19 protein-coding genes are annotated in these 21,123 nt (G+C 67.3%); 9 read left to right on the top strand and 10 right to left on the bottom strand.

The window, feature by feature from the left end:
- Positions 1-27: 27 nt before the first annotated feature.
- Positions 28-1,422, top strand: coding sequence for an MFS transporter (locus ACFCV3_RS07105; RefSeq protein ID WP_376026980.1), 1,395 nt, complete (start codon positions 28-30; stop codon positions 1,420-1,422).
- Complete coding sequence (locus ACFCV3_RS07100) at positions 1,419-2,483, top strand: FAD-dependent monooxygenase (RefSeq protein WP_376026977.1); 1,065 nt, start codon at positions 1,419-1,421, stop codon at positions 2,481-2,483. Before ACFCV3_RS07105 ends, ACFCV3_RS07100 begins: the two co-directional genes overlap by 4 nt.
- On the opposite strand, the gene ACFCV3_RS07095 is transcribed toward ACFCV3_RS07100, so the two are convergent.
- Together ACFCV3_RS07095 and ACFCV3_RS07090 are read right to left on the bottom strand one after the other, a co-directional pair.
- Positions 2,472-3,389: a helix-turn-helix domain-containing protein gene (locus tag ACFCV3_RS07095; protein ID WP_376026974.1), complete on the bottom strand. Its 918-nt coding sequence runs from the start codon at positions 3,387-3,389 to the stop codon at positions 2,472-2,474. The genes ACFCV3_RS07100 and ACFCV3_RS07095 overlap by 12 nt on opposite strands.
- The gene (locus ACFCV3_RS07090; RefSeq protein ID WP_376026972.1) at positions 3,389-5,071 is read right to left on the bottom strand and encodes a chitinase; all 1,683 of its coding nucleotides are present in this window, start codon (positions 5,069-5,071) and stop codon (positions 3,389-3,391) included. Before ACFCV3_RS07090 ends, ACFCV3_RS07095 begins: the two co-directional genes overlap by 1 nt.
- Before the next feature lie 484 nt (positions 5,072-5,555).
- On the opposite strand from ACFCV3_RS07090, the gene ACFCV3_RS07085 reads away from it, so the two are divergent.
- A complete protein-coding gene (locus ACFCV3_RS07085) occupies positions 5,556-6,380 on the top strand; it encodes an HAD family hydrolase (RefSeq protein ID WP_376026969.1) in 825 nt (274 codons plus the stop codon).
- 289 nt (positions 6,381-6,669) lie between these two features.
- Here ACFCV3_RS07085 and ACFCV3_RS07080 read toward each other — a convergent pair whose 3' ends face one another.
- Positions 6,670-7,443, bottom strand: coding sequence for a cell filamentation protein Fic (locus ACFCV3_RS07080; protein ID WP_376026968.1), 774 nt, complete (start codon positions 7,441-7,443; stop codon positions 6,670-6,672).
- Positions 7,444-7,467: 24 nt separating this feature from the next.
- On the opposite strand from ACFCV3_RS07080, the gene ACFCV3_RS07075 reads away from it, so the two are divergent.
- The 4 genes from ACFCV3_RS07075 to ACFCV3_RS07060 all read left to right on the top strand — a co-directional run bounded on the left by ACFCV3_RS07075 (position 7,468) and on the right by ACFCV3_RS07060 (position 13,276).
- Positions 7,468-9,504 carry a CDP-glycerol glycerophosphotransferase family protein gene (locus tag ACFCV3_RS07075; RefSeq protein WP_376026965.1) on the top strand — a complete coding sequence of 679 codons (2,037 nt, stop codon included), beginning with the start codon at positions 7,468-7,470 and terminating at the stop codon, positions 9,502-9,504.
- 93 nt (positions 9,505-9,597) lie between these two features.
- Positions 9,598-11,265 carry an arginine--tRNA ligase gene (argS, locus tag ACFCV3_RS07070; protein WP_376028692.1) on the top strand — a complete coding sequence of 556 codons (1,668 nt, stop codon included), beginning with the start codon at positions 9,598-9,600 and terminating at the stop codon, positions 11,263-11,265.
- A 20-nt stretch (positions 11,266-11,285) separates the two neighbouring features.
- On the top strand, positions 11,286-12,314 hold the full coding sequence (locus tag ACFCV3_RS07065) for an alpha/beta hydrolase-fold protein (RefSeq protein WP_376026963.1): 1,029 nt from the start codon (positions 11,286-11,288) through the stop codon (positions 12,312-12,314).
- Positions 12,311-13,276 carry a GNAT family N-acetyltransferase gene (locus ACFCV3_RS07060; protein ID WP_376026962.1) on the top strand — a complete coding sequence of 322 codons (966 nt, stop codon included), beginning with the start codon at positions 12,311-12,313 and terminating at the stop codon, positions 13,274-13,276. Before ACFCV3_RS07065 ends, ACFCV3_RS07060 begins: the two co-directional genes overlap by 4 nt.
- On the opposite strand, the gene ACFCV3_RS07055 is transcribed toward ACFCV3_RS07060, so the two are convergent.
- On the bottom strand, positions 13,175-14,674 hold the full coding sequence (locus ACFCV3_RS07055; RefSeq protein ID WP_376026959.1) for an MFS transporter: 1,500 nt from the start codon (positions 14,672-14,674) through the stop codon (positions 13,175-13,177). The two genes, ACFCV3_RS07060 and ACFCV3_RS07055, sit on opposite strands and share 102 nt — an antisense overlap.
- A gap of 125 nt (positions 14,675-14,799) precedes the next feature.
- Between ACFCV3_RS07055 and ACFCV3_RS07050 the strand changes: the two genes are divergently transcribed.
- Positions 14,800-15,378 carry a TetR/AcrR family transcriptional regulator gene (locus tag ACFCV3_RS07050; RefSeq protein WP_376026956.1) on the top strand — a complete coding sequence of 193 codons (579 nt, stop codon included), beginning with the start codon at positions 14,800-14,802 and terminating at the stop codon, positions 15,376-15,378.
- On the opposite strand, the gene ACFCV3_RS07045 is transcribed toward ACFCV3_RS07050, so the two are convergent.
- Both ACFCV3_RS07045 and ACFCV3_RS07040 read right to left on the bottom strand, forming a co-directional pair.
- Positions 15,359-15,874 (bottom strand): dTDP-4-dehydrorhamnose 3,5-epimerase family protein, encoded by a 516-nt coding sequence (locus ACFCV3_RS07045; protein WP_376026953.1) that lies wholly within the window; start codon positions 15,872-15,874, stop codon positions 15,359-15,361. The two genes, ACFCV3_RS07050 and ACFCV3_RS07045, sit on opposite strands and share 20 nt — an antisense overlap.
- Complete coding sequence (locus ACFCV3_RS07040) at positions 15,871-17,091, bottom strand: DUF2786 domain-containing protein (protein WP_376026950.1); 1,221 nt, start codon at positions 17,089-17,091, stop codon at positions 15,871-15,873. Before ACFCV3_RS07040 ends, ACFCV3_RS07045 begins: the two co-directional genes overlap by 4 nt.
- 167 nt (positions 17,092-17,258) lie before the next feature.
- Between ACFCV3_RS07040 and ACFCV3_RS07035 the strand changes: the two genes are divergently transcribed.
- A complete protein-coding gene (locus tag ACFCV3_RS07035) occupies positions 17,259-18,629 on the top strand; it encodes an FAD-binding oxidoreductase (protein WP_376026948.1) in 1,371 nt (456 codons plus the stop codon).
- Here ACFCV3_RS07035 and ACFCV3_RS07030 read toward each other — a convergent pair.
- From ACFCV3_RS07030 to ACFCV3_RS07015, 4 genes are read right to left on the bottom strand one after another with little or no spacing between them, the layout of a single operon-like run.
- Complete coding sequence (locus ACFCV3_RS07030; RefSeq protein ID WP_376026945.1) at positions 18,626-19,366, bottom strand: SDR family NAD(P)-dependent oxidoreductase; 741 nt, start codon at positions 19,364-19,366, stop codon at positions 18,626-18,628. The two genes, ACFCV3_RS07035 and ACFCV3_RS07030, sit on opposite strands and share 4 nt — an antisense overlap.
- Positions 19,359-20,600 (bottom strand): AMP-binding protein, encoded by a 1,242-nt coding sequence (locus ACFCV3_RS07025; RefSeq protein ID WP_376026943.1) that lies wholly within the window; start codon positions 20,598-20,600, stop codon positions 19,359-19,361. Before ACFCV3_RS07025 ends, ACFCV3_RS07030 begins: the two co-directional genes overlap by 8 nt.
- Entirely contained in the window at positions 20,597-20,848 is a 252-nt protein-coding gene (locus ACFCV3_RS07020; RefSeq protein ID WP_132412838.1) for an acyl carrier protein, read from the bottom strand. Before ACFCV3_RS07020 ends, ACFCV3_RS07025 begins: the two co-directional genes overlap by 4 nt.
- 42 nt (positions 20,849-20,890) lie before the next feature.
- Positions 20,891-21,049 carry a hypothetical protein gene (locus tag ACFCV3_RS07015; RefSeq protein ID WP_376026941.1) on the bottom strand — a complete coding sequence of 53 codons (159 nt, stop codon included), beginning with the start codon at positions 21,047-21,049 and terminating at the stop codon, positions 20,891-20,893.
- Between the last annotated feature and the right edge of the window lie 74 nt (positions 21,050-21,123).

Here is a 21,123-nt window from a genome sequence, read left to right as displayed (position 1 = left end):
ACACGGATCCCGGGTTGGCTGGACGGCATGACGACAACCCTGGATCCTCCTGTCCGCGTCGGGAAGGCAGCAGTCTGGGCTCTCGGCCTGCTGGCCGCCGCCACCGGCACCCTGGAGTCGGTGGTGACACCGACGCTCCCGCTACTGCAACGCGAGCTGTCGATGAGTCCGTCCCAGGGGGCGTTGCTCAGCATCACCATGCTGATCACGGGCGCCATCATCACGCCCATTGCCGGCAACCTCGGTGACCGGCACGGCGGGAAGTGGGTGCTGGTCCGGCTGATGGCGGTGGTGGCGGCCGGTGGCCTGGTGTCTTCGCTGGCGCCGAACCTGCCGGTGCTGCTGCTCGGCCAGGTGCTGGAGGGCGCCATGGTCGGCGCGATGCCACTCTCGTTCATCCTGGTCCGCAAGCACCTCCCGGCCGGAGAGTCCGCAGTGGCCATCGGGGTGGTCAGCGGAATGTTCGTCGGCGGCGGAATGCTGGGCACCCTGATGGCCGGTCCGATCGCGGAGGGGCTGTCGCGGCACTGGATGTTCGCGATCCCGACGATCGCGGTCGTCATCACGACCCTGCTCGTGCACTGGCTGATGCCGAACGATCCGCCGGCCCGCTCGGACGCCCGGATCGACTGGCCCGGCGTGGTGCTGCTGAGCGGCATTCTGGTGACGCTCATGGCCGGGCTCAAAGTCGCGCCCGACGCCCTCGACAAGCCGCTCCTGTTCGGCGCCCTCGTCGCACTGCTGGCCGCACTGGTGACCGGATGGATCCGCGTCGAACGCCGCTCCCCCGCGCCGATGGTCGATCTGCGGCTGTTTTCGAAACCTGCACTGTGGAGCTCCTACGTGATCACCTTCGCCGTCTGCGTCGGCACCGCGTCGGCGACCTACCTCGTGCCGCAGCTGTTCGACGTGTCCGCGGCCGGGTACGGCTTCGGGGCAAGCTCCACTGACATCGGCCGGTACCTGTTGCCCAGCGCCATCGCGGCGGCGGTCAGCGGTCCGCTCGGTGGGATCGCAGTACGGCGTTTCGGCGCGAGCGCCGTGCTCGGCACCGGAATCGCCGTCATGACGACCGCACTGTTCGCCCTGGCGTTCGTCCACACCGAGGTCTGGCACCTCGTCGTCGGCAAGGCACTGATCGCCCTGGCCAGTGGTGTCTGCATTACGGCGATGGTCATCAAGACCGCTGACTCCGTCGACCAGGACAACACCGGTATCGCCACCAGCCTCGTACTGGTGACCCGCGTGCTCGGCTTCGCCGCCGGCGTACAGGTCAGCGGAGCCGTCCTCTCCGCCGGGAGGCTGTCCGGGACGCAGATCCCGGCTGAATCGGCCTACAGCACGGGCTTCGTCATCGCCGCCACCGTCACCGCACTGTCTCTGCTGGTCATCCGCACTATGCGCAAGGGAGTCACCGTATGAAGGCCCTGATCTCCGGAGCGAGTATCGCCGGTCCCGCGCTGGCGTACTGGCTCAACCGATACGGCTACGAAGTCACGGTGGTGGAGAAGGCGAGCGCTCCACGCGGCGGTGGCTACCCCATCGACATCCGCGGCCCCGCACTGGAAGTCGTCCGGCGGATGGGGATCCTCCCGCAACTAGAGGACGCACGGATCGACCTGCGGCGGCTCACCTTCCTCAACGAGGACGGCAGCACGATCGCCTCGGTCGATCCGCACGCCCTCGCCGGCAGCGATGCCGGACAGGACCTCGAGGTACGGCGCGGAGACCTGACCCAAGCCTTGTACGCCGCGGTCCGTGACGACGTGGAGTTCGTATTCGGCGACTCTGTCGTGTCACTCGACCAGTCCGGCCACGGAGTCGACGTCGCGTTCGCCAGTGGTGGCACACGCACGTTCGACCTGGTGTTCGGCGCAGATGGTCTGCACTCACGGACCCGGGCGCTCGTGTTCGGTCCGGAAGAGCAGTTCCAGCACTACCTCGGGTACTGCTTCGCCGGGTTCACTATGCCCAACTCTTTCGGCCTGAGAGATGAGGTCGTCATGTGGAACACCCCAGGCAGAGCTGCGGCCGTCTATGCCGTCGGCGACGACGAGGTGCACGCCCTGCTGACCGTCGCGCAGTCACAACCACGGGCTGACCTGATCGCCGAGACCTTCGGCGACGCAGGCTGGGAGGTGCCACAGATGCTCACCGCACTCCGCGACGCGGATGATCTGTTCGTCGACACCGTCAGCCAGATCCGGATGCCGCAGTGGTCCAGAGGCAACGTCGCATTGGTGGGCGACGCCGCCTACGCACCGTCGTTTCTGACTGGGCAGGGCACCAGCCTGGCGCTGGTCGGCGCGTACAGGCTCGCGCACTCCGTAGCCAACGAGGGTCTCGCCGCGTACGAAAGCAGGACACGCGAGTTCGTGACGGCCAACCAGGGCAAGATCGGTGTGGGGGACGCCAAGCTGATCCCCACCACCAGTCAGGCTTTGGAACAGCGCAACGCGATGCTGCGCAACTTAAACCAGTAGGCCTCGCTGTCCGGCGCGGAGGCCTGCTTGGAACCGAGTGGTGGCGTCGAGTGCCCGGAGAATGCGCTGCATGCGTCGTTCGACGGTCCGCTGAGCGACTCCGAGTCGCCGGGCGATGGCTTGGTCCGTCAGCCCGGCAGCGGCCAGCGAGAGCAGTTGCTGGTCCTCGAAGCTCAGCGGCCCGTCCGAAGGCGTCGGGGACAGCGGACTGCCCTGGTGCCAGAGCAGCTCGAAGAGCCGGAGCAGTCCGTCGAGCAGACTCGACGGACCGAGCTCAACGATCACGTCGTGGCTGGTCGGCAGTAACGCCATCCGGCGATCGACGACCAGCATCTTGAGCGGTACGTCGCGCAGCATCCGGCAACCGGTGGAACGGGCCGCCACCAGATCAGTCGGCTCGGACAGCGAGTCCATGTCGAAGATCGTCCGATACGTGACCCCGTGCGCCCTACGCGCCTCGACCGGCACGACGACGTACGGCGGCCGGTCCAACACGAGTACTTCGTCCTGGGCGCACTGCTGTGCCTGGTAGAACCGCTGCGCGACCGCCTCGGCGCCACGGATCACCGTGAACGCATCATGGCGAGCTCTGAACTCGGCAGTCAGCACGGAAGCACCAACTCGGGCTTCCACGATGGCTGCCTGTTTCCTGAGTGCCAGCAGCTCGACTGCTGCCTCGGGGACCGCTGGGAAGTAGCGGGCCGGCCTCCCCGGCATGCGGGAGGCCAGACCGAGAGACAGCAGCGATCGGAGGTGCCGGGCGATCCGTGTGGCCGGCCAGCCGGTGTCGTTCGCCAGGTCTGTCGTTGTGGATTCCGGGCGGGCCAGAAGCGCCCGGTAGAGCTGCTCGTCCTCCGAGCAGACACCGAGCGCTTCCAGCACCGGAGCGGGGCGGTAGTTGTGCATCAGGGCAGGGCGTGGACGTGGGCGCCGACTTGGTTGGCGAACTGGTTGCCGTTCAGCGCGTCCCAGTTGGTCGACCAGGTCATCGCACCGCGCAGCGTCGGCCAGGTGGTGCTCGGTTTGAAGCTGCCGCAGTTCGTCCCACGCGCCAGGCAGTCCAGGGCGTTGTTGACGATCGTCGGCGAGACGTAGCCACTACCGGCGCCCCGCGGCGACGCAGGCAGGCCCAGACCGACCTGGTCGGGGCGCAGGCCGTTCTGCAGCATGATGCAGGCCTGTGCCGTGATGAAGTCGACCGAACCCTGTGAGTACACCTGTCCGTTGCAGCCGTTCATCGCACCGGAGTTGTAGTACTGCACGTTGACGATGGTCAGGATGTCCTTGATCGCCAGCGCCAGCTTGAAGTACTCGAACGTCGTCGCCTGCATGTCGATCGTCTGCGGCGCCATGGTGATGATGAGACCGCTGCCGAACTGGCTCTGCAGACTGCGCAGCGCCTGACCCATGTACTGCGCGTTGACGCCGTTCTCGAGGTCGATGTCGATCCCGTCGAAGCCATACTCCCGCAGTACCGTCAGGGCGGTCGAGGCGAAGTTGGCCGCAGCAGTCGCGTTACCGACCGAGATCGTGCCGCGCTCACCACCGACCGACAGGATGACCTTCTTCCCGGCAGCCTTCTTCGCGGCGATGTCGGACTTGAACTGCGCCACGGTGTACCCGTTCAGCCCCGCACTGTCGAGGGTGAAGGTGATCCCACCCGGCCGAGCGGCATCCGCATCAGCGAACGCAACCGCGATCAGGTCGTACGCCGCCGGTACGTCGGAGATCTTCTGGACGGTGGCACCGTTGTTGAAGTTCTGCCAGTACCCCGTCAGCACGTGCTGGGGCAGGCTCCCACCCGGGTTGGTCGGCCCGGTGGTCGTCGTACCGGAGGCAGACGCGCCGTACGGCGAGCAGTTGCCGCTGGGGTCACACGCCCGCACCTTGAAGCTGTACGTCGTCGCCTGGGTCAGCCCGGTCGCCGTCCAGCTGGTGGCGTTGCCAACGCTCTGCGGAGCCTCACCACCCCGTACGACGTCGTAGTGGTCAATGCCGTTCGCATCTGTCGCAGCGGACCAGTTGAGCTGCAACGAACTGGACGTCGGGCTGCCGACAGCCAGTCCACCCGGAGTGGACGGCGGAGTGGTGTCCGGAGTACCGCCCGGGCCATCCAGTACGACGTCATCCGCGCCGAACGGCGGTAGTCCGTACCAACCGTGCAGGTAGATGGTCACCGACGTGGCCGAGGCGCTCGTGGTGAAGGGGACAGTCAGCTGGCTCCAGGAGCTGCTGGTCGTCCAGGTCGAAGCTCCCCCGTCCACACCGAGGTAGACGTTTGACCCGGTCACCCAGGCCGACAGCGTGTACGCCGTACTGGGGCGGACCGAGATTGTCTGGCTGCAGCGTCCGGTGGCGGAACCGCTGGGAGCCGACTGCAGTCCGTAGGAACCGGAGTGGGCGGTGCTGGTGACACTGCCGGCGGCGCACTGCCAGCCGGAGAGGGTGCCGGACTCGAAGGAGCCGTTGACGACGAGGTTGGTGGCGGCATGTCCGGTCGCTGGGACCAGGACGAGGCCCGTGAGGGCGAGGACAAGAGCGATCAGGCTGAAGACCAGTGCCTGGGGGCGGGGTGCAGGCGGTTTCATGATTAGAAACTGTGGCTGCGTAACTACATTGTCAAGACCCTGCATAAAGTGAACGCGCTCTCACGCTCACGAAAATGAAAAATATACAGATTCTGTACAGTGGAACGTCCTCCGGGCGAGACCGCCCAGAACGGAACTCCCGAAAGTTTCAGAGCACCTGGAGGAGGAAAGGCGACGGCCCCCGGCGGGGGGGTGACCGGGGGCCGTCTTCGGCCACGGGCTCGGGGGGAGGAGCCGGGGGCCGTTCAGGAGGCGACAGTCTGCCACTGTCAGGAGGTATGTACCCCCCGAGTCCGGACCTCACACATCTCAGTTCTGTTGCAACCGAGCGCGCTGATTCCGGGCGTCACGGCCGGTGAACCGACCGTTGCGACCAGTACCACTGTCACACTACTCAACAGTCTAACGGGAGAGTCGCCAACACAAAAGCCCGGGTCGCTCGGCGTTTCTCCCCAGCGTGAGTCACCGGCCTATCCTCGACCTCATGGAGCACGCCGAACCGCCCTCTGAGACCGCCCGATCGGCCGCCTTCTTCGATCTGGACAAGACCATCATCGCGCGCTCGAGCACGCTCGCTTTCTCCCGGCCGTTCTACGCCGGCGGGCTGATCAACCGGCGGGCCGTATTACGCAGTGTGTACGCGCAGTTCGTCTACCTGCTCGGTGGCGCCGACCACGACCAGATGGAGCGGATGCGCGAGTACCTGTCGGCGATGTGCACCGGGTGGGACGTCGGGACCGTGAAGGCGATCGTCGCCGACACCCTGCACCACATCGTCACGCCAATGATCTTCGAGGAGGCCGTCGAGCTGATCGACCAGCACCACGCGGCCGGCCGGGACGTGGTGATCGTCTCGTCGTCCGGCGCCGAGGTGGTCGAGCCGATCGGGGCGATGCTCGGCGCCGACAAGGTGATCGCCACCCGGATGGTAGTTGCCGATGGCAAGTACACCGGCGTGATCGAGGAATACGCCTACGGGCCGCACAAGGCGACCGCGATCCAGGCGCTGGCCGCGACCGAGGGTTACGACCTGGCCGCCAGCTACGCCTACTCCGACTCGATCACCGACGAGCCGATGCTGGCCGCGGTCGGGCACCCGTTCGCCGTCAACCCGGACAAGGCCCTGCGCCGGCTCGCGCTGTCGCGAGACTGGCCGGTGCTGGATTTCAGCGAGCCGGTGGGCCTCACCGAGCGTTCCCGGCTGAAGGATGTACGGCGTCCCGCCCTGGCCGCCGGCGTGGTCGCGGGGATCGCCGCCGGGGCCTTCCTGCTGGCATCCAGGCGGCGCGGCAGATCATCGGCGGAGTAACCCAAAGCTGAAGTTTGCTTCATTCTTCTCAACTCCATGAACACCGCACATCCCCTTCACAGGAAGGGATTTCAGGAGTACAAAGGAAGCACAAAGGATCTTCGGATCCGGTAGAGATTGCACGGCAGTCAGGCACCCACGCGGCGACCAGCCCATCCCAACCGGGCAGCGCGACCCAGGCCAGTCCTGTGGCGGCAGACAGGTGCACGCATGGTAACCAGGTTGACGTGCCAGCGACGGCGCTCTCCCCGTGAGAGCGCCGTTCGCATGTGTCAGCACTGCAAAAGATTCAGCCCGCCAGCGGTGACCGCTCGGCCCCCAGGGCAACGACTTCGCAGGACCGGAGCAACCAATCCCGGACGCCGACCAGACCTCGCGCTGTGTAGTCGTTGAGGGCCGGCACATAGGTTGCCGACAACTCCCAGTGACCAAGCTCCGGGACCGTGACCGCGACCGGATCGATGCCTCGGGCAACTAAAAGGGCGCGCTCCGCGGCCCGGGCGACCAGTCCGTTGGCGGTCGGGAAGGGGCGCAGTACGGCGAGCTCGGCGTGCACGATCGCGGCGACCACCAGGCCCGGCGCCTTGGACGGCCGGCTCAGCGCCTTGCCCAGCGCGCTCAACCGCTCCCACATCTCGTCCGCGGGCGGTGCCGGTGGCAGTCCGGGGATGTCGTCCGGCACTGGCTCCCGGCTGGTCCGCAAATGGCCCAGTGTCGGCTCCGGGCCCAGATCGGCCCCGGCCAACTGGTGCAGTCTGGTCCAGACCTGGACCGGTGCGGTGTCCACCTGTGGCGCGAGGCGCATCAGCTCACCGGTGATCCGGACCGCTCCGGCGACCAACGGGTCGGTACTGCCCGCCCGCGCCTCGTCCAGCGTCGCCGGACTGCCCGCCAGCGCTGCCGACGCGTGCGCGCCCCGCAGCAACGCCTCGGCGGTCATGTCCGCGCCCACCTTGCGCAGCCCTCTGTCCCGGAGCAGTACGTCGACCGCATCCCGCGCCGCACGTGCCGCCGAGCCCACCCCCTCCAGACCAGCGAGTGGCTCGAACACATCTGTTGTCATACCTGCAGCCTAGGATGACTTGGCATGGCGCTCGGTACCGTCCCCAAGTTCAGCATCGTGGTCCCCTGCCATGCCTCCCGGGCGTGGCTGCGGCCCTGCTTGGACTCGGTGCTCAGCCAGTCCTTCACCGATTTCGAGGTGCTCGGCGTCGACGACGCGGATGCCGACGGCTCCGGCCGGATCCTGGACGAGTACGCCGCCGCCGATCCGCGGGTGCACGTGCTGCACCTGGAGGAGAACGTCGGGCTCGGTCCGGCCCGGAATGCCGGGCTGAAGGAGTGCCGCGGCGAGTACGTGCTGTTCCTGGACGCCGACGACCTGTACCTGCCCGGCTCGCTGGCAGCGATCGCCCGCCGGATCGACGACACCGGGCAGCCGGACATCGTGATGTTCGACTACGAGCGGATCTTCTGGGACGGGCGGCTGGTCGGCAACCAGCGGCACGACGCCTTCGCCCGGGAGGGCGCCGGGGTCTTCACCGCGGCGGAGCGGCCGATCTTCCTCACCTTCCTGGAGATCGTCTGGAACAAGGCCTACCGACGCGACTTCCTCACTCGGCACGGCTTCGCCTTCACCGCCGGCTTCTACGAGGACGCGCCCTGGACGTACTCCACAATGCTGACCGCGGAGCGGATCGCCACCCTGGACCGGGTGGTGGTGCACTACCGCCAGCACCGCACCGGGGGCAACATCCACGCCACCAGCGGCCGCCGGCAGTGGGACATCTTCGACCAGTACGACCGGGTGCACGCGTTCATCCAGTCCGATCCGGAGCTGGCCGGCTGGCGCCGGTTCGCCTTCGACCGGTCGCTCGACCACATCCTCGCCGTACTGGCCAAGCCGGAGCGGATCGCTCCTGAGGACCGCGCCGACTTCTTCCATGCGGCCCATGCGTTCGCCAAGCGGTGGAAGCCCGAGGACTACACGATTGACCGCAGCAGGCGCGGGTTCCGGCGCTGGCAGCTCATCTACGACGACTACGCGACGTACTCGACGCTCAAAGTGACCGGGAAGATGCTGCAGATCCCGAGTCCGCGCAAGACCACCGACAAGCTGCTGCACCGCGCCAAACTCGACCCGAACCTCGCCGTGTACGCCGCCTGCCGCTGCACCCGGTATGCGTGCAACCCACGCGCCATCTACGAGAGGGCGGCCGAGCTGGCGCCACAGGTCCGCGGGGTCTGGGTGATCGAGGCGGAGCACCTGGCAGACATCCCGGAGGGCGTCGAGTACGTCGTCGCGGGGTCACCGGCGTACCAGAAGCTGCTCGCGCGAGGGACGTACTTCGTCAACAACGCGGACTGGCCGAAGGACGTGCAGAAGCGCTCCGGGCAGGTCCATCTGCAGACTCAGCACGGCACACCGCTCAAGAGGCTGACCACTCGGCCGGACTTCCATCAGGTGGACCACTGGGACTTCAACCTGTCCTCGAACCGGTACTCCTCCGAGATCTGGGAGCGCACCTACCCGTCGTACTTCGAAGAGCTCGAGTACGGGTACCCGCGCAACGACCGGCTGCTGACCGCGACGCTGGCGGAGGTCCGGGCGGTCAGGGCGAGGCTCGGGCTGAACGACTCACAGCTGGTGCTGCTGGACGCGCGTGAGGAGTCACACTTCGACCTGGGCCGGCTGGACGACGCGGTGGTTCTCGATGTGAACGCGGGGCCGCGTGTTGACGACCTGATGCTGGCGGCCGACGTCCTGATCGCGGACTACTCGCCCCTCACCTTCGACTACGCGAACCTGGACCGTCCGATCGTGCTGCTGATCGACGGGCCGCCTCGGGACGCCTACTTCGATCTCACCGAGTTCCCGCCCGGCGTGGTCGCCCGGTCGGCGGAGGAGCTGCTCACCGCGTTCCGCAGTGGTGCTTTTGCCGCACCAGAGGCCGCCAAGCACCGGCAGCTGTTCCGGGAGCGCTTCTGCGAGTACGACGACGGCCGGGCCGGCGAGCGCGTCGTACGGCGGGTGTTTCTGGGCGAGAACGACGTACCGGCGATCACTCCGCTGGCCGAGCGGTCGCCGGCACCGTCGGCGTACTGGAGCTCTCTTCATGCATAATGGCTGACATGACGCGACGACGACAGACTGTCTGAACACCTCAGCTTCCCTGTTCACGTCTGTCGTTCTGAAGGACTTCTGATGTCCGTTGTGTTGTCTGCGCTTGCCTCCAGACTCATCCATGCCTCCACCGCCGCCTTCGGTATCACGCTCGATCCGGAGCTGCGGTCGGCGACCAAACCTGAGTTCGGCCACTACCAGACCAATCTGGCGTTGCGGCTCGGCAACCAGCTCAGCCTGCCGCCGCGGGAGGTTGCCGCACGCCTGCTCGCTGCACTCAAGGTCGATGATCTGTGCGAGACACCTGCGATCGCAGGGCCCGGTTTCGTCAACCTGACCTTGCGGTCCGACGTGCTGGCAGCGGCGGTGAACTCCCGTACGGCGTTCGCGCCGCGGGGCGAACGCGTCGTCGTCGACTACTCGCAGCCGAACGTGGCCAAGCAGATGCACGTCGGTCATCTGCGGTCGACCGTGATCGGGGACGCCGTCTGCAACGTGCTGCAGTACGTCGGCTACGAGGTGATCCGGCAGAACCACGTCGGCGACTGGGGCACGCAGTACGGGATGATGATCGAGCAGCTGCTCGAAGAGGGTCTGGACCCGGAAACCCTTGATTTGCAGGGATTGCAGGAGCTGTACGAGCGGAGCCGGCGGCACTTCGACAGTGACGGTGACTTCGCCGATCTGTCCCGGCTGCGGGTCGTCGCGCTGCAGACCGGTGATCCGGCGACGCGGGCGAGCTGGCAGCGGATGGTGGACGTCAGTCTGGCCGATTTCGAGCAGGTGTATGCCCGGCTTGGCTCGGCGCTGACCCGGGATGATGTGGTCGGCGAGAGCGCGTACAACGACGACCTGCCGGTGATTGTGGACGAGCTCGAACGGGACGGTCTGCTGACGGAGTCCGAGGGGGCGTCCTGCGCGTTCCTGCCGGGGTTCGTCGGACGCGACGGTCAGCCGCTGCCGGTGATCGTGCGGAAGTCCGACGGCGGCTTCGGCTACAGCGCTACCGACCTGGCTGCGATCCGGCACCGGGTGAAGACCTTGCAGGCCAAGCGGATCGTGTATGTCGTCGACCATCGGCAGGCGCTGCATTTCGACATGATCTTCACGCTGGCGCGGGCGGCCGGGTGGTTGCCGCCGACAACGACCTCCGAACACGTCAGCTTCGGCACTGTGCTCGGTCCGGGCGGCAAGCCGTTCAAGACCAGAGCCGGTGGCACGGTCAAGCTGACCACGCTGCTCGACGAGGCGGTCGAGCGGGCGGATGCACTGCTGGTTGACAAGACCGGTATGGACCGCGCTGCAACTGCGGTGGCCGTTGGCATCGGTGCGGTGAAGTACGCCGACCTGTCCAGCGACCGGGGTAACGACTACGTGTTCGATCTGGACCGGATGGTCGCCATGACGGGTAATACCGGTCCCTACCTGCAGTACGCGCACGCACGGCTGACTCGGCTGCTCACGAAGGCCGAGAGCACAGGCGGCGAGGTGACCGTGCTGGAGCACCCGGTGGAGCAGCGGTTGGCGCTGCTGCTGACTGGCTTCGACGACATCGTGCTGCAGGTTGCGGAGACGCTGCAGCCGCATCGGCTGTGTACCTATCTGTACGACCTGGCCGCCGCGTTGTCTGTGTTCTACGAACAGTGTCCAGTGTTGAGGGGTGAAAACCGGAGCAGCCGGATCGCGCTGTGCGCGGCGACCCGGCAGGTGTTGCAGGATGGGCTAGGTCTACTAGGTATCGCGGCACCGGACGCGATGTGACTGTCTGAAGGGGGTTGTCGATGCTGCCGTGGTCGATCGACTGGGCGGGAAGACTGGAGCAGAGGACCTACGACAGTGCGTTGCTGCGGGGGAACCCACTGGGTGACCCGCACGAGCGTCCGGTGCTGGTCTACCTGCCACCCGGGTACAACGAGTCCGACCAGCGCTACCCGGTCGTCTACGTGACCATGGGCTACACCGGTCACCTCGGGATGTTCTTCAACCGCATGGCCTTCCGGCAGCCCTACCCGGAGCTACTGGACGCCATGTTCGCGGTCGGCGACGTTCCGCCGGCCATCGTGGTGTTCGTCGACACCTGGACCCGGTTGGGCGGCAGTCAGAGCCTCGACTCCCCCGGTGCCGGCCAGTACCTGTCCTACGTGTGCGACGAGATCGTGCCGTGGGTGGACGCGTCGTACCGGACCATCGCGGACCGCGACCACCGGGCTATGACTGGTAAGTCCAGTGGTGGCTACACCGCCATGGTGATGCCTCTGATGCGGCCGGACGTTTTCGGAGCCATGGCGACGCATGCTGGTGATGCGAGCTTCGAGCTCAGCTACCGCAGCGACTTCCCCAGAATCGCCCGCATTCTGCGGGACAAGTACGACAGCGACATCCAGAACTTCCTGAAGGACGCCGCTGGGCGAGCGGGCCGGCTGCAGAACGAGGACATCGAGCTCTACGAGATCTACGGCGTCTCCTCGGCGTTCTCGGCCGAGCCGGATGGGACCGTGCTGCTGCCGTTCAACGACCTCGGCGAGGTGATCCCCGAGGTCTGGGAGCGCTGGCTGGCACTGGATCCGGTCGAGATGCTCAAGCAGCCGCAGTACGCCGACGCCGCGCGCACGATGCGCGCCATCTGGATCGACGCCGGCCGCGGCGACGAGTACTACCTCGACCTGGGTGCGACCGCGTTCCACCGCGGGCTGCAGGCGATCGGCGTACCGGAGGAGAAGGTGCACTTCGAGCTGTTCGACGGCAAGCACGGCGGTATCGAGTACCGGTACCCGATGGCTGTCCGCTGGCTCTGCGAGCAGCTCCAGTGAGCTGGCCCGAGGGGATCGTCGCCCGGCCGATCACCACGGGCGACGTACAGGCCTGGGCCGATCTGCTCGCCGCCCGCGAGCTGGTCGACCAGGGCGGCGAGAACTACGAAGCCGCTGACCTCCTGGAGGAGCTGTCCGATCCACACCTCGACACCGAGCAGGCCACGATCGCTCTGTGGTCCGGCGAGCAGATGGTCGGCTACGCCAAGCTCCACCCGCGTACGTCGGTCGTTGACGTGGACCGGGTCGACGTCGAAGGCACTGTGCATCCGGACTGGCGCCGGCGTGGTGTCGGCGCTGCTCTGATGCGCTGGACCATCCGGGGTGCGAGTGAGCAGCACACTGCGACGTTTCCGGACTACCCCGGTGAGGTTCGGGCCAGTGCGAAGAGCACTCACGACGGCACGATCGCCATGCTGCGCGGGCTGGGCTTCGAGGAGAGCCGCTACTTCTTCGACATGAAGCGAGCGCTGGACACACCAGTGCAGACCGTCACAGCAAATGGCCTTCGGCTGGTGCCGTTCGACCCCGCACTGGACGAGGAGTTGCGAGCGGCGCATAACGAGGCCTTTCGGGACCACTGGGCTGCGCTGCCGCGCGATCCCGAGTCCTGGAAGACCCATGTCACCGGGTCGCGGTCGTTCCGGCCGGAGCTGTCGTACGTCGTGCTGGACGGTGACACGGTGGCGGCGTACGCGCTCGGCTACGAATGGGCCGCCGACACCGAGGCGACCGGCGTACGGGAGGTGTACGTCGGTCAGGTCGGCACACGGCGTGAGTACCGCGGACGTGGGTTGGCCCGGGCCGCCCTGGCGAAGGTGCTCGCCGAGGGTGCCCGGGCCGGCTACCAGCGGGCGTCTTTAGGTGTGGACGCCAACAACCCCACTGGTGCCCTCGGTCTCTACGAGAGCCTTGGCTTCAGCGTCCACAGCAAGTGGATCACCTTCAGCCTCGGGCTCTGAGCGGCGCAGCCAGGTCCACGGCTTCACGCTGATCACGATCATCGCGAGGCTCAGTACGGCGTACACGGCGGCACCGAGGAAGGCCGCGTGCACGCCATCGGTCAGTACGGCGCGGGGCGTCGTACCGGCGGAGCTACGGCTCGCCGTACCGAAGACTGTGACGAGGATGCCGAGGCCTAGTGCACCGCCGACCTGCTGGACGACGTTCAGCAGGCCCGATGCGGCTCCGGAGTCTTCCGGTGCCACGTTGGCGATGGCCCGGCCGACCAGCGGGATGAAGAGCATGCCGGCGCCGAGTCCGAACAGGACCATCGGTCCGACCACGTTGGCGAGGTAGGTGCTGGACGCGTCGAGCTGGGTCAGCCAGATCGTGCCGGCCGTGATCAGCAGCGAGCCGATGAGCATCAGACGCCCGCCGTCGATCCGGTTGAGCACCTTCGGGACGACGCGCGACGCGGCGAAGAGCAGACCGGTCATCGGCAGGAACGCCAGCCCGGCCGCCAGCGGGCTCAGCTCGAGCACACCCTGCAGGAACTGGGTCAGGAAGAAGAACATCCCGAACATCGTGCCGACCACCAACAGCATGGTCAGGTACGACGCCGAGCGGGATGCGTTCCGGAAGAGTCGCAGCGGGACGATCGGGTGGCTGACGCGACGCTCGATCAGCACGAAGGCGACCAGCAGGACCACACCGGCAGTGAACGCGGCGATCGCCTCGGGGGCGGTCCACCCGATATCGGCGACGCGGATGAACCCGTAGACGACCGCCGTGATGCCGACTGTCGAGGTCACGGCACCGGCGATGTCGAACCGGCCGGTCTCGCGCTCGGTCTCCGTCAGCACCTTGCGGGCCGCGATGATCAGGCCGATACCGATCGGGACGTTGATGATGAGGCCCCAGCGCCACGACGCCCAGTCGGTCAGCATGCCGCCGAGGACCAGACCGACACTGCCACCGCCGGACGAGACCAGGCTGTAGTAGCCCAGGGCCTTCATCCGCTCAGGGCCTTCGCGGTAGGTGAGCATCATCAGGGTCAGAGCGGCCGGTGCTGCGATGGCGCCACCGACGCCCTGCAGGACTCGTGCGGTGAGGAGGAGCTCGGCGTTCGGGGCGAGGCCGCCGAGCAGGGAGGCGAGGGTGAAGACGCTGACACCGGCGATGAAGACCCGGCGGCGACCGAGCAGGTCGCCGGCGCGGGCGCCGAGCAGGAGCAGACCGCCGAAGGCCAGGGCGTAGGCGTTCTGCACCCAGGACAGGCTGGACGGACTGAAGTCGAGGGCGTGCTGGATCTTGGGCATTGCGATGTTCACCACGGTCGCATCCAGGATCACCATCAGCTGGGTGACCAGGATGACCGCGAGAACAATCCCGGGTCGCCGGGTGGTCGTGCCTGACATATTGCTCCTTACCCCGGAGGGGCTACAGTTGAGGGAGGAAGTGGAGCGTTCCTCCGTTTCACAATACGGAGGCCTCCTCCGCTTTGCAAGCGATATTCTCTGCGAACTTTCTGGAGGGAGGTTCGATGGCATCGACACCGCTGCCCAGCACGCGGCCGACCCGCGCGGACGCGGCCCGGAACTACGACCTCCTGGTCTCGGCGGCCCGGCAGACGTTCGCCGAGCACGGCACCGACACGTCGCTGGAGGAGATCGCCCGCCGGGCCGGCGTCGGCATCGGCACCCTCTACCGTCGCTTCCCGAACCGGACGGCTCTGCTCGAGGCCGTGTACGTCGACGAGATCCAGTCGGTCTGCGATCGGGCGTACGACTTCGATCGGGAGCTGCCGCCGTTCGAGGCACTGGCCGCCTGGCTGCGCAGCTTCCTCGGCTACGGGCTGTCCAAGAAGACCTTGGCCGCGGAGCTCATCGAGGCGTTGGGCAAGGACTCCGCGTTCTTCAAGGTCTGTAAGACCAACGTCCAGGACGCCGGCGAGCTGCTGCTGTCCAAGGCGAAGGCCAGCGGTGACGTTCGGCCCGAGCTCGAGCTGACCGACATCATGCGCCTGGTCGGCGGGATCAACATGGGTCGCGACATCGAGCCGGAGCAGGCGATGCGGCTGCTCGACATCGTGCTCTGCGGCCTCAGGCCTGCTGCGTCCTGACCTCGGCCAGCGCCGGGCTCGCGGCGTCCCGCTCGGTGTAGCTGAGCTCGATCGCCGGCCAGTGGATCGCCAGCTCCGGATCGAACGGGTTGACCGCGATCCGCTCCGGTGACCACGGCTCGTTCACGAGGAAGTTGTAGACCGTGTGCGGAGCGATGGTGCAGAACGAGTTGCCGAGACCGCGCGGGACGTACAGCGCATCCCCAGGCCCGAGCTCGAACGTCTCGACCTGCCCGGTCGGCAGCTCGACGATCGCCACGAACACCCGGCCGGCCGACGGCGACAGGTACTTGTCCCACGGCTCCGCGTGGATCCCGCGCAGGATCCCGGCCCGCTCGAAGTACGTGACGTTGTGCTGGACGACGTCGTACGGCGGTATCCCGGCGGTGGCGAGTTTGTCGCGGTGGAAGCTCTCCTCGAACCAGCCGTCGGCGTTCGGCTGGAGGTCGAGCTCGATCCGCAGCAGGCCTTCGATCGAGGTCTCGTGGACCTTCATCGGCGGACCTGACGGCGCGCCTCGAGCTGCGCCTGGTCGGCCGCGCTCAGCCCGGCCTGCCAGCCTGCACCGTTCGTGATCCGCGTCCGCCGGGTCGTGGTGTTCGGGAACAGCTTGGTGAACAAGGCCTCTACCTGCTCCTCACGACGCGTCAGCACCGGCAGCAGCCGATCCGCATCCACTGCCGGTACGGCGGCCTGGGTCGCCTCCGTCGCGGCCTGCAGCCGCTCGCCGATCCGCTGCGCGTAAGCCATCAGGAACGACTGCCGGAACGACCTGGTCCGGGACTCGCCGTACCGGCCGATGTGCTTGCCGGAGGCAATCATTGCGCGATTCGCCTGCACCAGCACGGAGGTGGCGAGGATCTCGGTGAGCTGCAGGTCGAGGTCGGCACCGATCACAGTGACCACGGCGAGTTGCTCGATCATGACCGTGCGGCAACGGTTCGCCGTGGCGACCGAACCGACCAGCTGCGCCTTGGCCGACACGTACGGCGTGTCCAGCCAGATCCGCCGGGCGGCCGAGTCGTCCGGGATCTCGACCGCAGGATCCGCCTCGACCAGCGCCCGGTCCAGCGCGAACTTGGCCATCAGCTCCTGCGCCTTGCCGGACAACGCTTCTGCCTCGTCCGGGAACTCGGTCGCCTCCGCCTTCGCGAGCAGGCTGCGGATCCGCGAGAGCATCTTCGCGTTCGCCGGGACCGCGGGTCGGTCGCCGAAGCTTCGCCGTACCGTCGTGCCTGGTGCTGGGAACAGCCGGGCCAGCGGCGGCAGCGTCTGCAGGAAGCCGGCCAGGGCGAGCGTGTGCCGCAGCGCGAGGTAGCGCCCGATGCGTTGGCCCGTGCCCCAGGCGGTCAGGTCGAGCGCTGTGTACGGCGGCTCGATGCCGAGGTCGATGAGTTGGTCGAGCCAGCGCGGATCGATCATGTCGTCGCGATAGCTGCGGTGTTCGGTCGCGATCGCGGCCAGCAGGAGTGGCTCGACCCCCGGGTCGAACTCGCGACGGCCGTGCTGGATGACGTCGGCCGGCGTCCAGCCACGCTCCCAGGTGGTCCGCAACAGGCCGTTCAGGAAGCCGAGCAGCACGCGATCCACCTGCGCCTGGTCGCGTTCGTCGTACGCACCCAGGCGGGCCAGCTCGAGGTCGGCGCGATCGTCGTGCACGGCAACGATCGCGGCCGCCATCGGCAGCAGGCGCAGGATTTCGTCGTCACTCACGCGGTCGAGTCTGACACCGTCCGGAGCCGCACCCAAACGGATCCCATACAGCCTGTGGATAACCTGGCGCCGGTCCCGAATCCGCGCGAAGATCTGCCCTAAAGGACCTCCGCCCCGACGGGTCCGCCAACTTAGCCTGGCGGCAAGACCAATGGGGGAGGAATGCAATGACTCAGCTCGCGGAGTTCAGCATCAGTGGGACGGTGCTGACACCAGGACAGGACGGGTACGACGACGCGCGGCGACTGTGGAACGCGCAGCACGACCGGCGACCGGCAGTGATCGCTCAGGTGCGGAGCGCCGAGGACGTCGCGGCCGCGGTGCGGTACGGGGTGGAGAACGGTCTGGAGATCGCGGTCCGCGGCGGTGCGCACAGTGTCTCCGGGGCGTCGTCGGTCGACGACGGTCTGATGATCGACCTCAGCGGTCTGAACGCAGTGACGGTCGACGCCGAGGCCCGGCGGGCCAGAGTCGGTGGCGGTGCGCTGCTCAGCGACCTGGACGCGGCCACGCAGGCCCACGGCCTCGCTGTACCGGCCGGGATGATCAGCCACACCGGAGTGGGTGGTCTGACGCTCGGTGGCGGCATGGGCTGGCTCACGCGCAAGCACGGGCTCACCATCGACAACCTGGAGTCCGTGCAGATCGTGACAGCGGACGGCAGCATTCTGCGCGCCGCCGAGGACGAGAACCCGGATCTGTTCTGGGGCGTCCGTGGTGGCGGCGGAAACCTCGGAGTGGTCACCGAGTTCGAGTTCCGGCTGCACGAGGCCGGGCCGATGATCCACTACGGCCTGCTGTTCTGGACGGCCGACCAGGGCGCCGACGTACTGCGGCTGGCCCGTGACCTCTACCCGACGCTGTCGGAAGACGTGAACATCGTCATCGCGGGTCTGAACGCGCCGCCGGCACCGTTTGTCCCGGAGGCACTGCACTTCGCACCTGGCTTCGGTCTGGTGGTTGTCGGCTTCGGCTCACCCGAGGAGCACGCGGAGGTGCTGGACCGGATCCGCACTGCGCTGCCGCCGTCGTTCGAGTTCGCTACGCCGATGCCGTACGTCGCCCTGCAGCAGTCACTGGACGAGCCGAACGCGTGGGGGCGCTACGCGTACGAGAAGGGCTCCTACCTCGAAGAGCTGTCGGACGGCGCTATCGAGGTGATTACGCGGGAGTTCCCGAAGAAGACCTCGCCGCTGTCGGTGACGCTCATGTACCGGCTCGACCGTGCGTACTCAGCGGTCGACGACGACGCTACTGCCTTTGGTGGCAAGCGCATCGACCAGTTCGCCGTGTTCATCGTCGGCCTGGCCCCGGTGCCGGAGCTGTACGAGGCCGACCAGCAGTGGACCCGGTCGTTCTGGGCGGCGTTGCAGCCGTACACGGCTGGAATCGGCAGCTACGTCAACGGTATGACGGAGGCCGAGGACGAGCGGATCAAGGCGACGTACGGGCCCAAGTACGAGCGGCTGCAGCAGATCAAGGCGAAGTACGACCCGGACAACGTGTTCCGGCGCAACCAGAACATCAAGCCTGCTTAGATCGACGCGGCTCCGTCGATGACCAGCACCTGACCGTTGATGTTGGTGTTGTCCAGCAACAGCATCCGGACCACGGGGACGACGTCCTCCGGTTCGGTCAGGTGACCGGTCGGAGTACGGCGGACGATCTGGTCCAGCTGGGTCTGTCCAAGCACTGCTGACATATCGGAGGCGAAGAAACCCGGCGCTACGGCGTTGGCCAGGACGCGGCCACCCAGCTCACGAGCGAGTGAGCGGGTGGCCGCGTCCATGCCGCCCTTGGTTGCCGAGTAGGCCACCAGGCCTGGGTAGCCGCGCTGCGCGCAGATCGAGGTGACGTTGACGATCCGGCCCTTCAGGCCCTTGGCGAGCATCCGGCGCAGTACGAACCGGGTGAGGACCAGCGGTGCGGTCAGATTGGTCTGGATGATGTCCTCGAGCCGCTCCGGGCTGGTGTGGACGTGCAGTGAGTCCTGACCGATCGCTGCGTTGTTCACCAGGCCGTCGACCGGGCCGAGTGTCGACTCCACGGTCTTCACAAACGCTTGTACTGCTGGGGAGTCGTTGATGTCGACAGAACCGGCGTACAGCTGGTCTGGGTACTTCGACGCGAGTGCGGTGAGCTCTGGGGTCACTGTGCGGGCGAAGGCGGCCACCTTGATCCCTGCGGCGAGCAGGTCGGTGACGATCGCCAGGCCGAGGCCGCGGGAACCACCCGAGACCAGCACGACCGACGCGGGCGGTACGGACTCAGACATCGCTTTTCAGCGTCTCCTTCTGCGGGATCTCGTCCAGGAACTTGATCCGCCGCGGTACGCCGTAGTCCGGCAGCCGGCTCGAGCACCACTGCACCAGATCGGCGTCGGTGATCGGGCCGAGCGACTGGTTCGACACCACCTCGGCCGCGACCATCCGGCCGACCAGTGGGGCCTTGCGGGCGAACACCCGGGCCCAGGAGACACCTGGGTGTCCCATGAGCACGTTGCGGACGACGCCGGCCGACACCTTCGAGCCGCCGACGTTGATCTCGTCGGTGTCGAGACGGCCGGTGATGAGCACCCGGTCGCCGTCGTACTCGATCCGGTCGCCGGTGTGCACGGCACCGACCAGTCCGGCGCCGTGGTGCGGTGAGCGGATCACCAGCTCGTCGCCTTCCACCGACAGCATCGGGCGGTCGGGATCGGGCGTGCGCTGCAGCCACTCGCGCGGGAAGCCGGCCTTGCCGTCGTGCACCACGATCGAGGCGCCGACCTCGGAGGACGCGTAGATCCAGGAGATCCGGGCCTTTGGGAAGAGGTCGCGCAACTGATCGAGGATCGGCTGGTCGACAGGCTCACCGCCGAGCGTGATCTGCTCCAGCGGTACGGCGGCCAGGGCCTCGGAGTCGCGGTAGATCGCCTGCCGCCAGAAGGTCGGCGTACCGGAGGCTGCTGTGACGCCGTGCTGGGCGGCGGTCAGAGGCCAGTCCTCCAGTTCGTGTGGCTCGACTACGACCAAGCCCTGGTCTCGCTGCGTCAAAGAGATCGTGACGACCTGCCACCACGCGTAGGTGCCGGGCGAGTAGGGCAGCAGCCAGGTACGCGGCGGCTGGTCGGCGGTCACAGTGGTGAGTGACTCAAGCGTGTGACCGATGCGCTTCGGGCGGCCGGTCGAACCAGAGGTGAGCAGCCAGGCACGGCCTGACTCCTCCACCCGCTTCAGCCGGGCCGGAGTGACGTCACCGCCAGGCAGGACGATCGAGAAGCCACTCTCACCGAGCTCTTCGCGCATGTACTCGTCGACACGTGAGCTGGTGGCGACCAGGAGCTCAGTGCCGTGCACTGCATGGTGTCTGAGGGCCGCTAGCGCGTCAGCGCCGTTGTCGACCAGGACTGCGGCCGGGGAGGGCAGTTGTGGGAGCTTGTGCAGCGTCCGCCAGGTCAGGCTCTTGCCGGTGACGACCACGGTGTTGTCGTCACCGATCAGTGCGGTGGTCCGGCGCCGCGTAGTCACGCCGTCTGGAGTTGTTCGATGAAGTCCAGTACGTCGCCGACGGTGGCGATCCGGCGCAGCCCGGGGGCATCGAAGTTCAGCTCGTCCCCCAGCTCGTCCTCCACCCGGAGAGCGAGCTCGGAGAAGTCCAGCGACCGGAATCCGATCGTGCGCAGCTCGGCACCGTCGTCGGCCGGTAACGACCTGCCCTGTGCGGTCATCACCTCACCCATCAACTCCCGGACCCTGTCCCGCGCGACCGAACTCATGACCCCAGAGCCTAGCCGGTCGTGGCCGGGCCGCCGAGGGTGTCATGTCGGATCCGCGGGGTTGCGGCGGAGGGCTGCTTTGAGCCGCTTCATCCGGCTGGAGATCTCCCAGCCGATCAGCGCGATCAGTGGGCTCGCGGCCGCGATCGCGGCGAGCAGAACCTCCTCGACCGGCAGGCCGGCGATGTGGAGGACGACCATGGGACCTCCCGGATGCTGCGAGACCTGGGAGGTTACTGAGTGTAAAGGCGATCGTGCCGGTGGTAAACGGCTCA

Source organism: Kribbella sp. NPDC056345 (genome assembly GCF_042262745.1).
Lineage (GTDB): Bacteria > Actinomycetota > Actinomycetes > Propionibacteriales > Kribbellaceae > Kribbella.
This window is presented reverse-complemented; position numbering and strand designations above follow the sequence as displayed.

Coding starts and splice junctions, on each gene's coding strand:
- ACFCV3_RS07050 (WP_376026956.1), top strand. CDS start 14,800: ATGGCATCGACACCGCTGCCCAGCACGCGGCCGACCCGCGCGGACGCG.
- ACFCV3_RS07055 (WP_376026959.1), bottom strand. CDS start 14,674: ATGTCAGGCACGACCACCCGGCGACCCGGGATTGTTCTCGCGGTCATC.
- ACFCV3_RS07020 (WP_132412838.1), bottom strand. CDS start 20,848: ATGAGTTCGGTCGCGCGGGACAGGGTCCGGGAGTTGATGGGTGAGGTG.
- ACFCV3_RS07085 (WP_376026969.1), top strand. CDS start 5,556: ATGGAGCACGCCGAACCGCCCTCTGAGACCGCCCGATCGGCCGCCTTC.
- ACFCV3_RS07035 (WP_376026948.1), top strand. CDS start 17,259: ATGACTCAGCTCGCGGAGTTCAGCATCAGTGGGACGGTGCTGACACCA.
- ACFCV3_RS07065 (WP_376026963.1), top strand. CDS start 11,286: ATGCTGCCGTGGTCGATCGACTGGGCGGGAAGACTGGAGCAGAGGACC.
- ACFCV3_RS07105 (WP_376026980.1), top strand. CDS start 28: ATGACGACAACCCTGGATCCTCCTGTCCGCGTCGGGAAGGCAGCAGTC.
- ACFCV3_RS07030 (WP_376026945.1), bottom strand. CDS start 19,366: ATGTCTGAGTCCGTACCGCCCGCGTCGGTCGTGCTGGTCTCGGGTGGT.
- ACFCV3_RS07075 (WP_376026965.1), top strand. CDS start 7,468: ATGGCGCTCGGTACCGTCCCCAAGTTCAGCATCGTGGTCCCCTGCCAT.
- ACFCV3_RS07015 (WP_376026941.1), bottom strand. CDS start 21,049: ATGGTCGTCCTCCACATCGCCGGCCTGCCGGTCGAGGAGGTTCTGCTC.
- ACFCV3_RS07045 (WP_376026953.1), bottom strand. CDS start 15,874: ATGAAGGTCCACGAGACCTCGATCGAAGGCCTGCTGCGGATCGAGCTC.
- ACFCV3_RS07090 (WP_376026972.1), bottom strand. CDS start 5,071: ATGAAACCGCCTGCACCCCGCCCCCAGGCACTGGTCTTCAGCCTGATC.
- ACFCV3_RS07080 (WP_376026968.1), bottom strand. CDS start 7,443: ATGACAACAGATGTGTTCGAGCCACTCGCTGGTCTGGAGGGGGTGGGC.
- ACFCV3_RS07100 (WP_376026977.1), top strand. CDS start 1,419: ATGAAGGCCCTGATCTCCGGAGCGAGTATCGCCGGTCCCGCGCTGGCG.
- ACFCV3_RS07095 (WP_376026974.1), bottom strand. CDS start 3,389: ATGCACAACTACCGCCCCGCTCCGGTGCTGGAAGCGCTCGGTGTCTGC.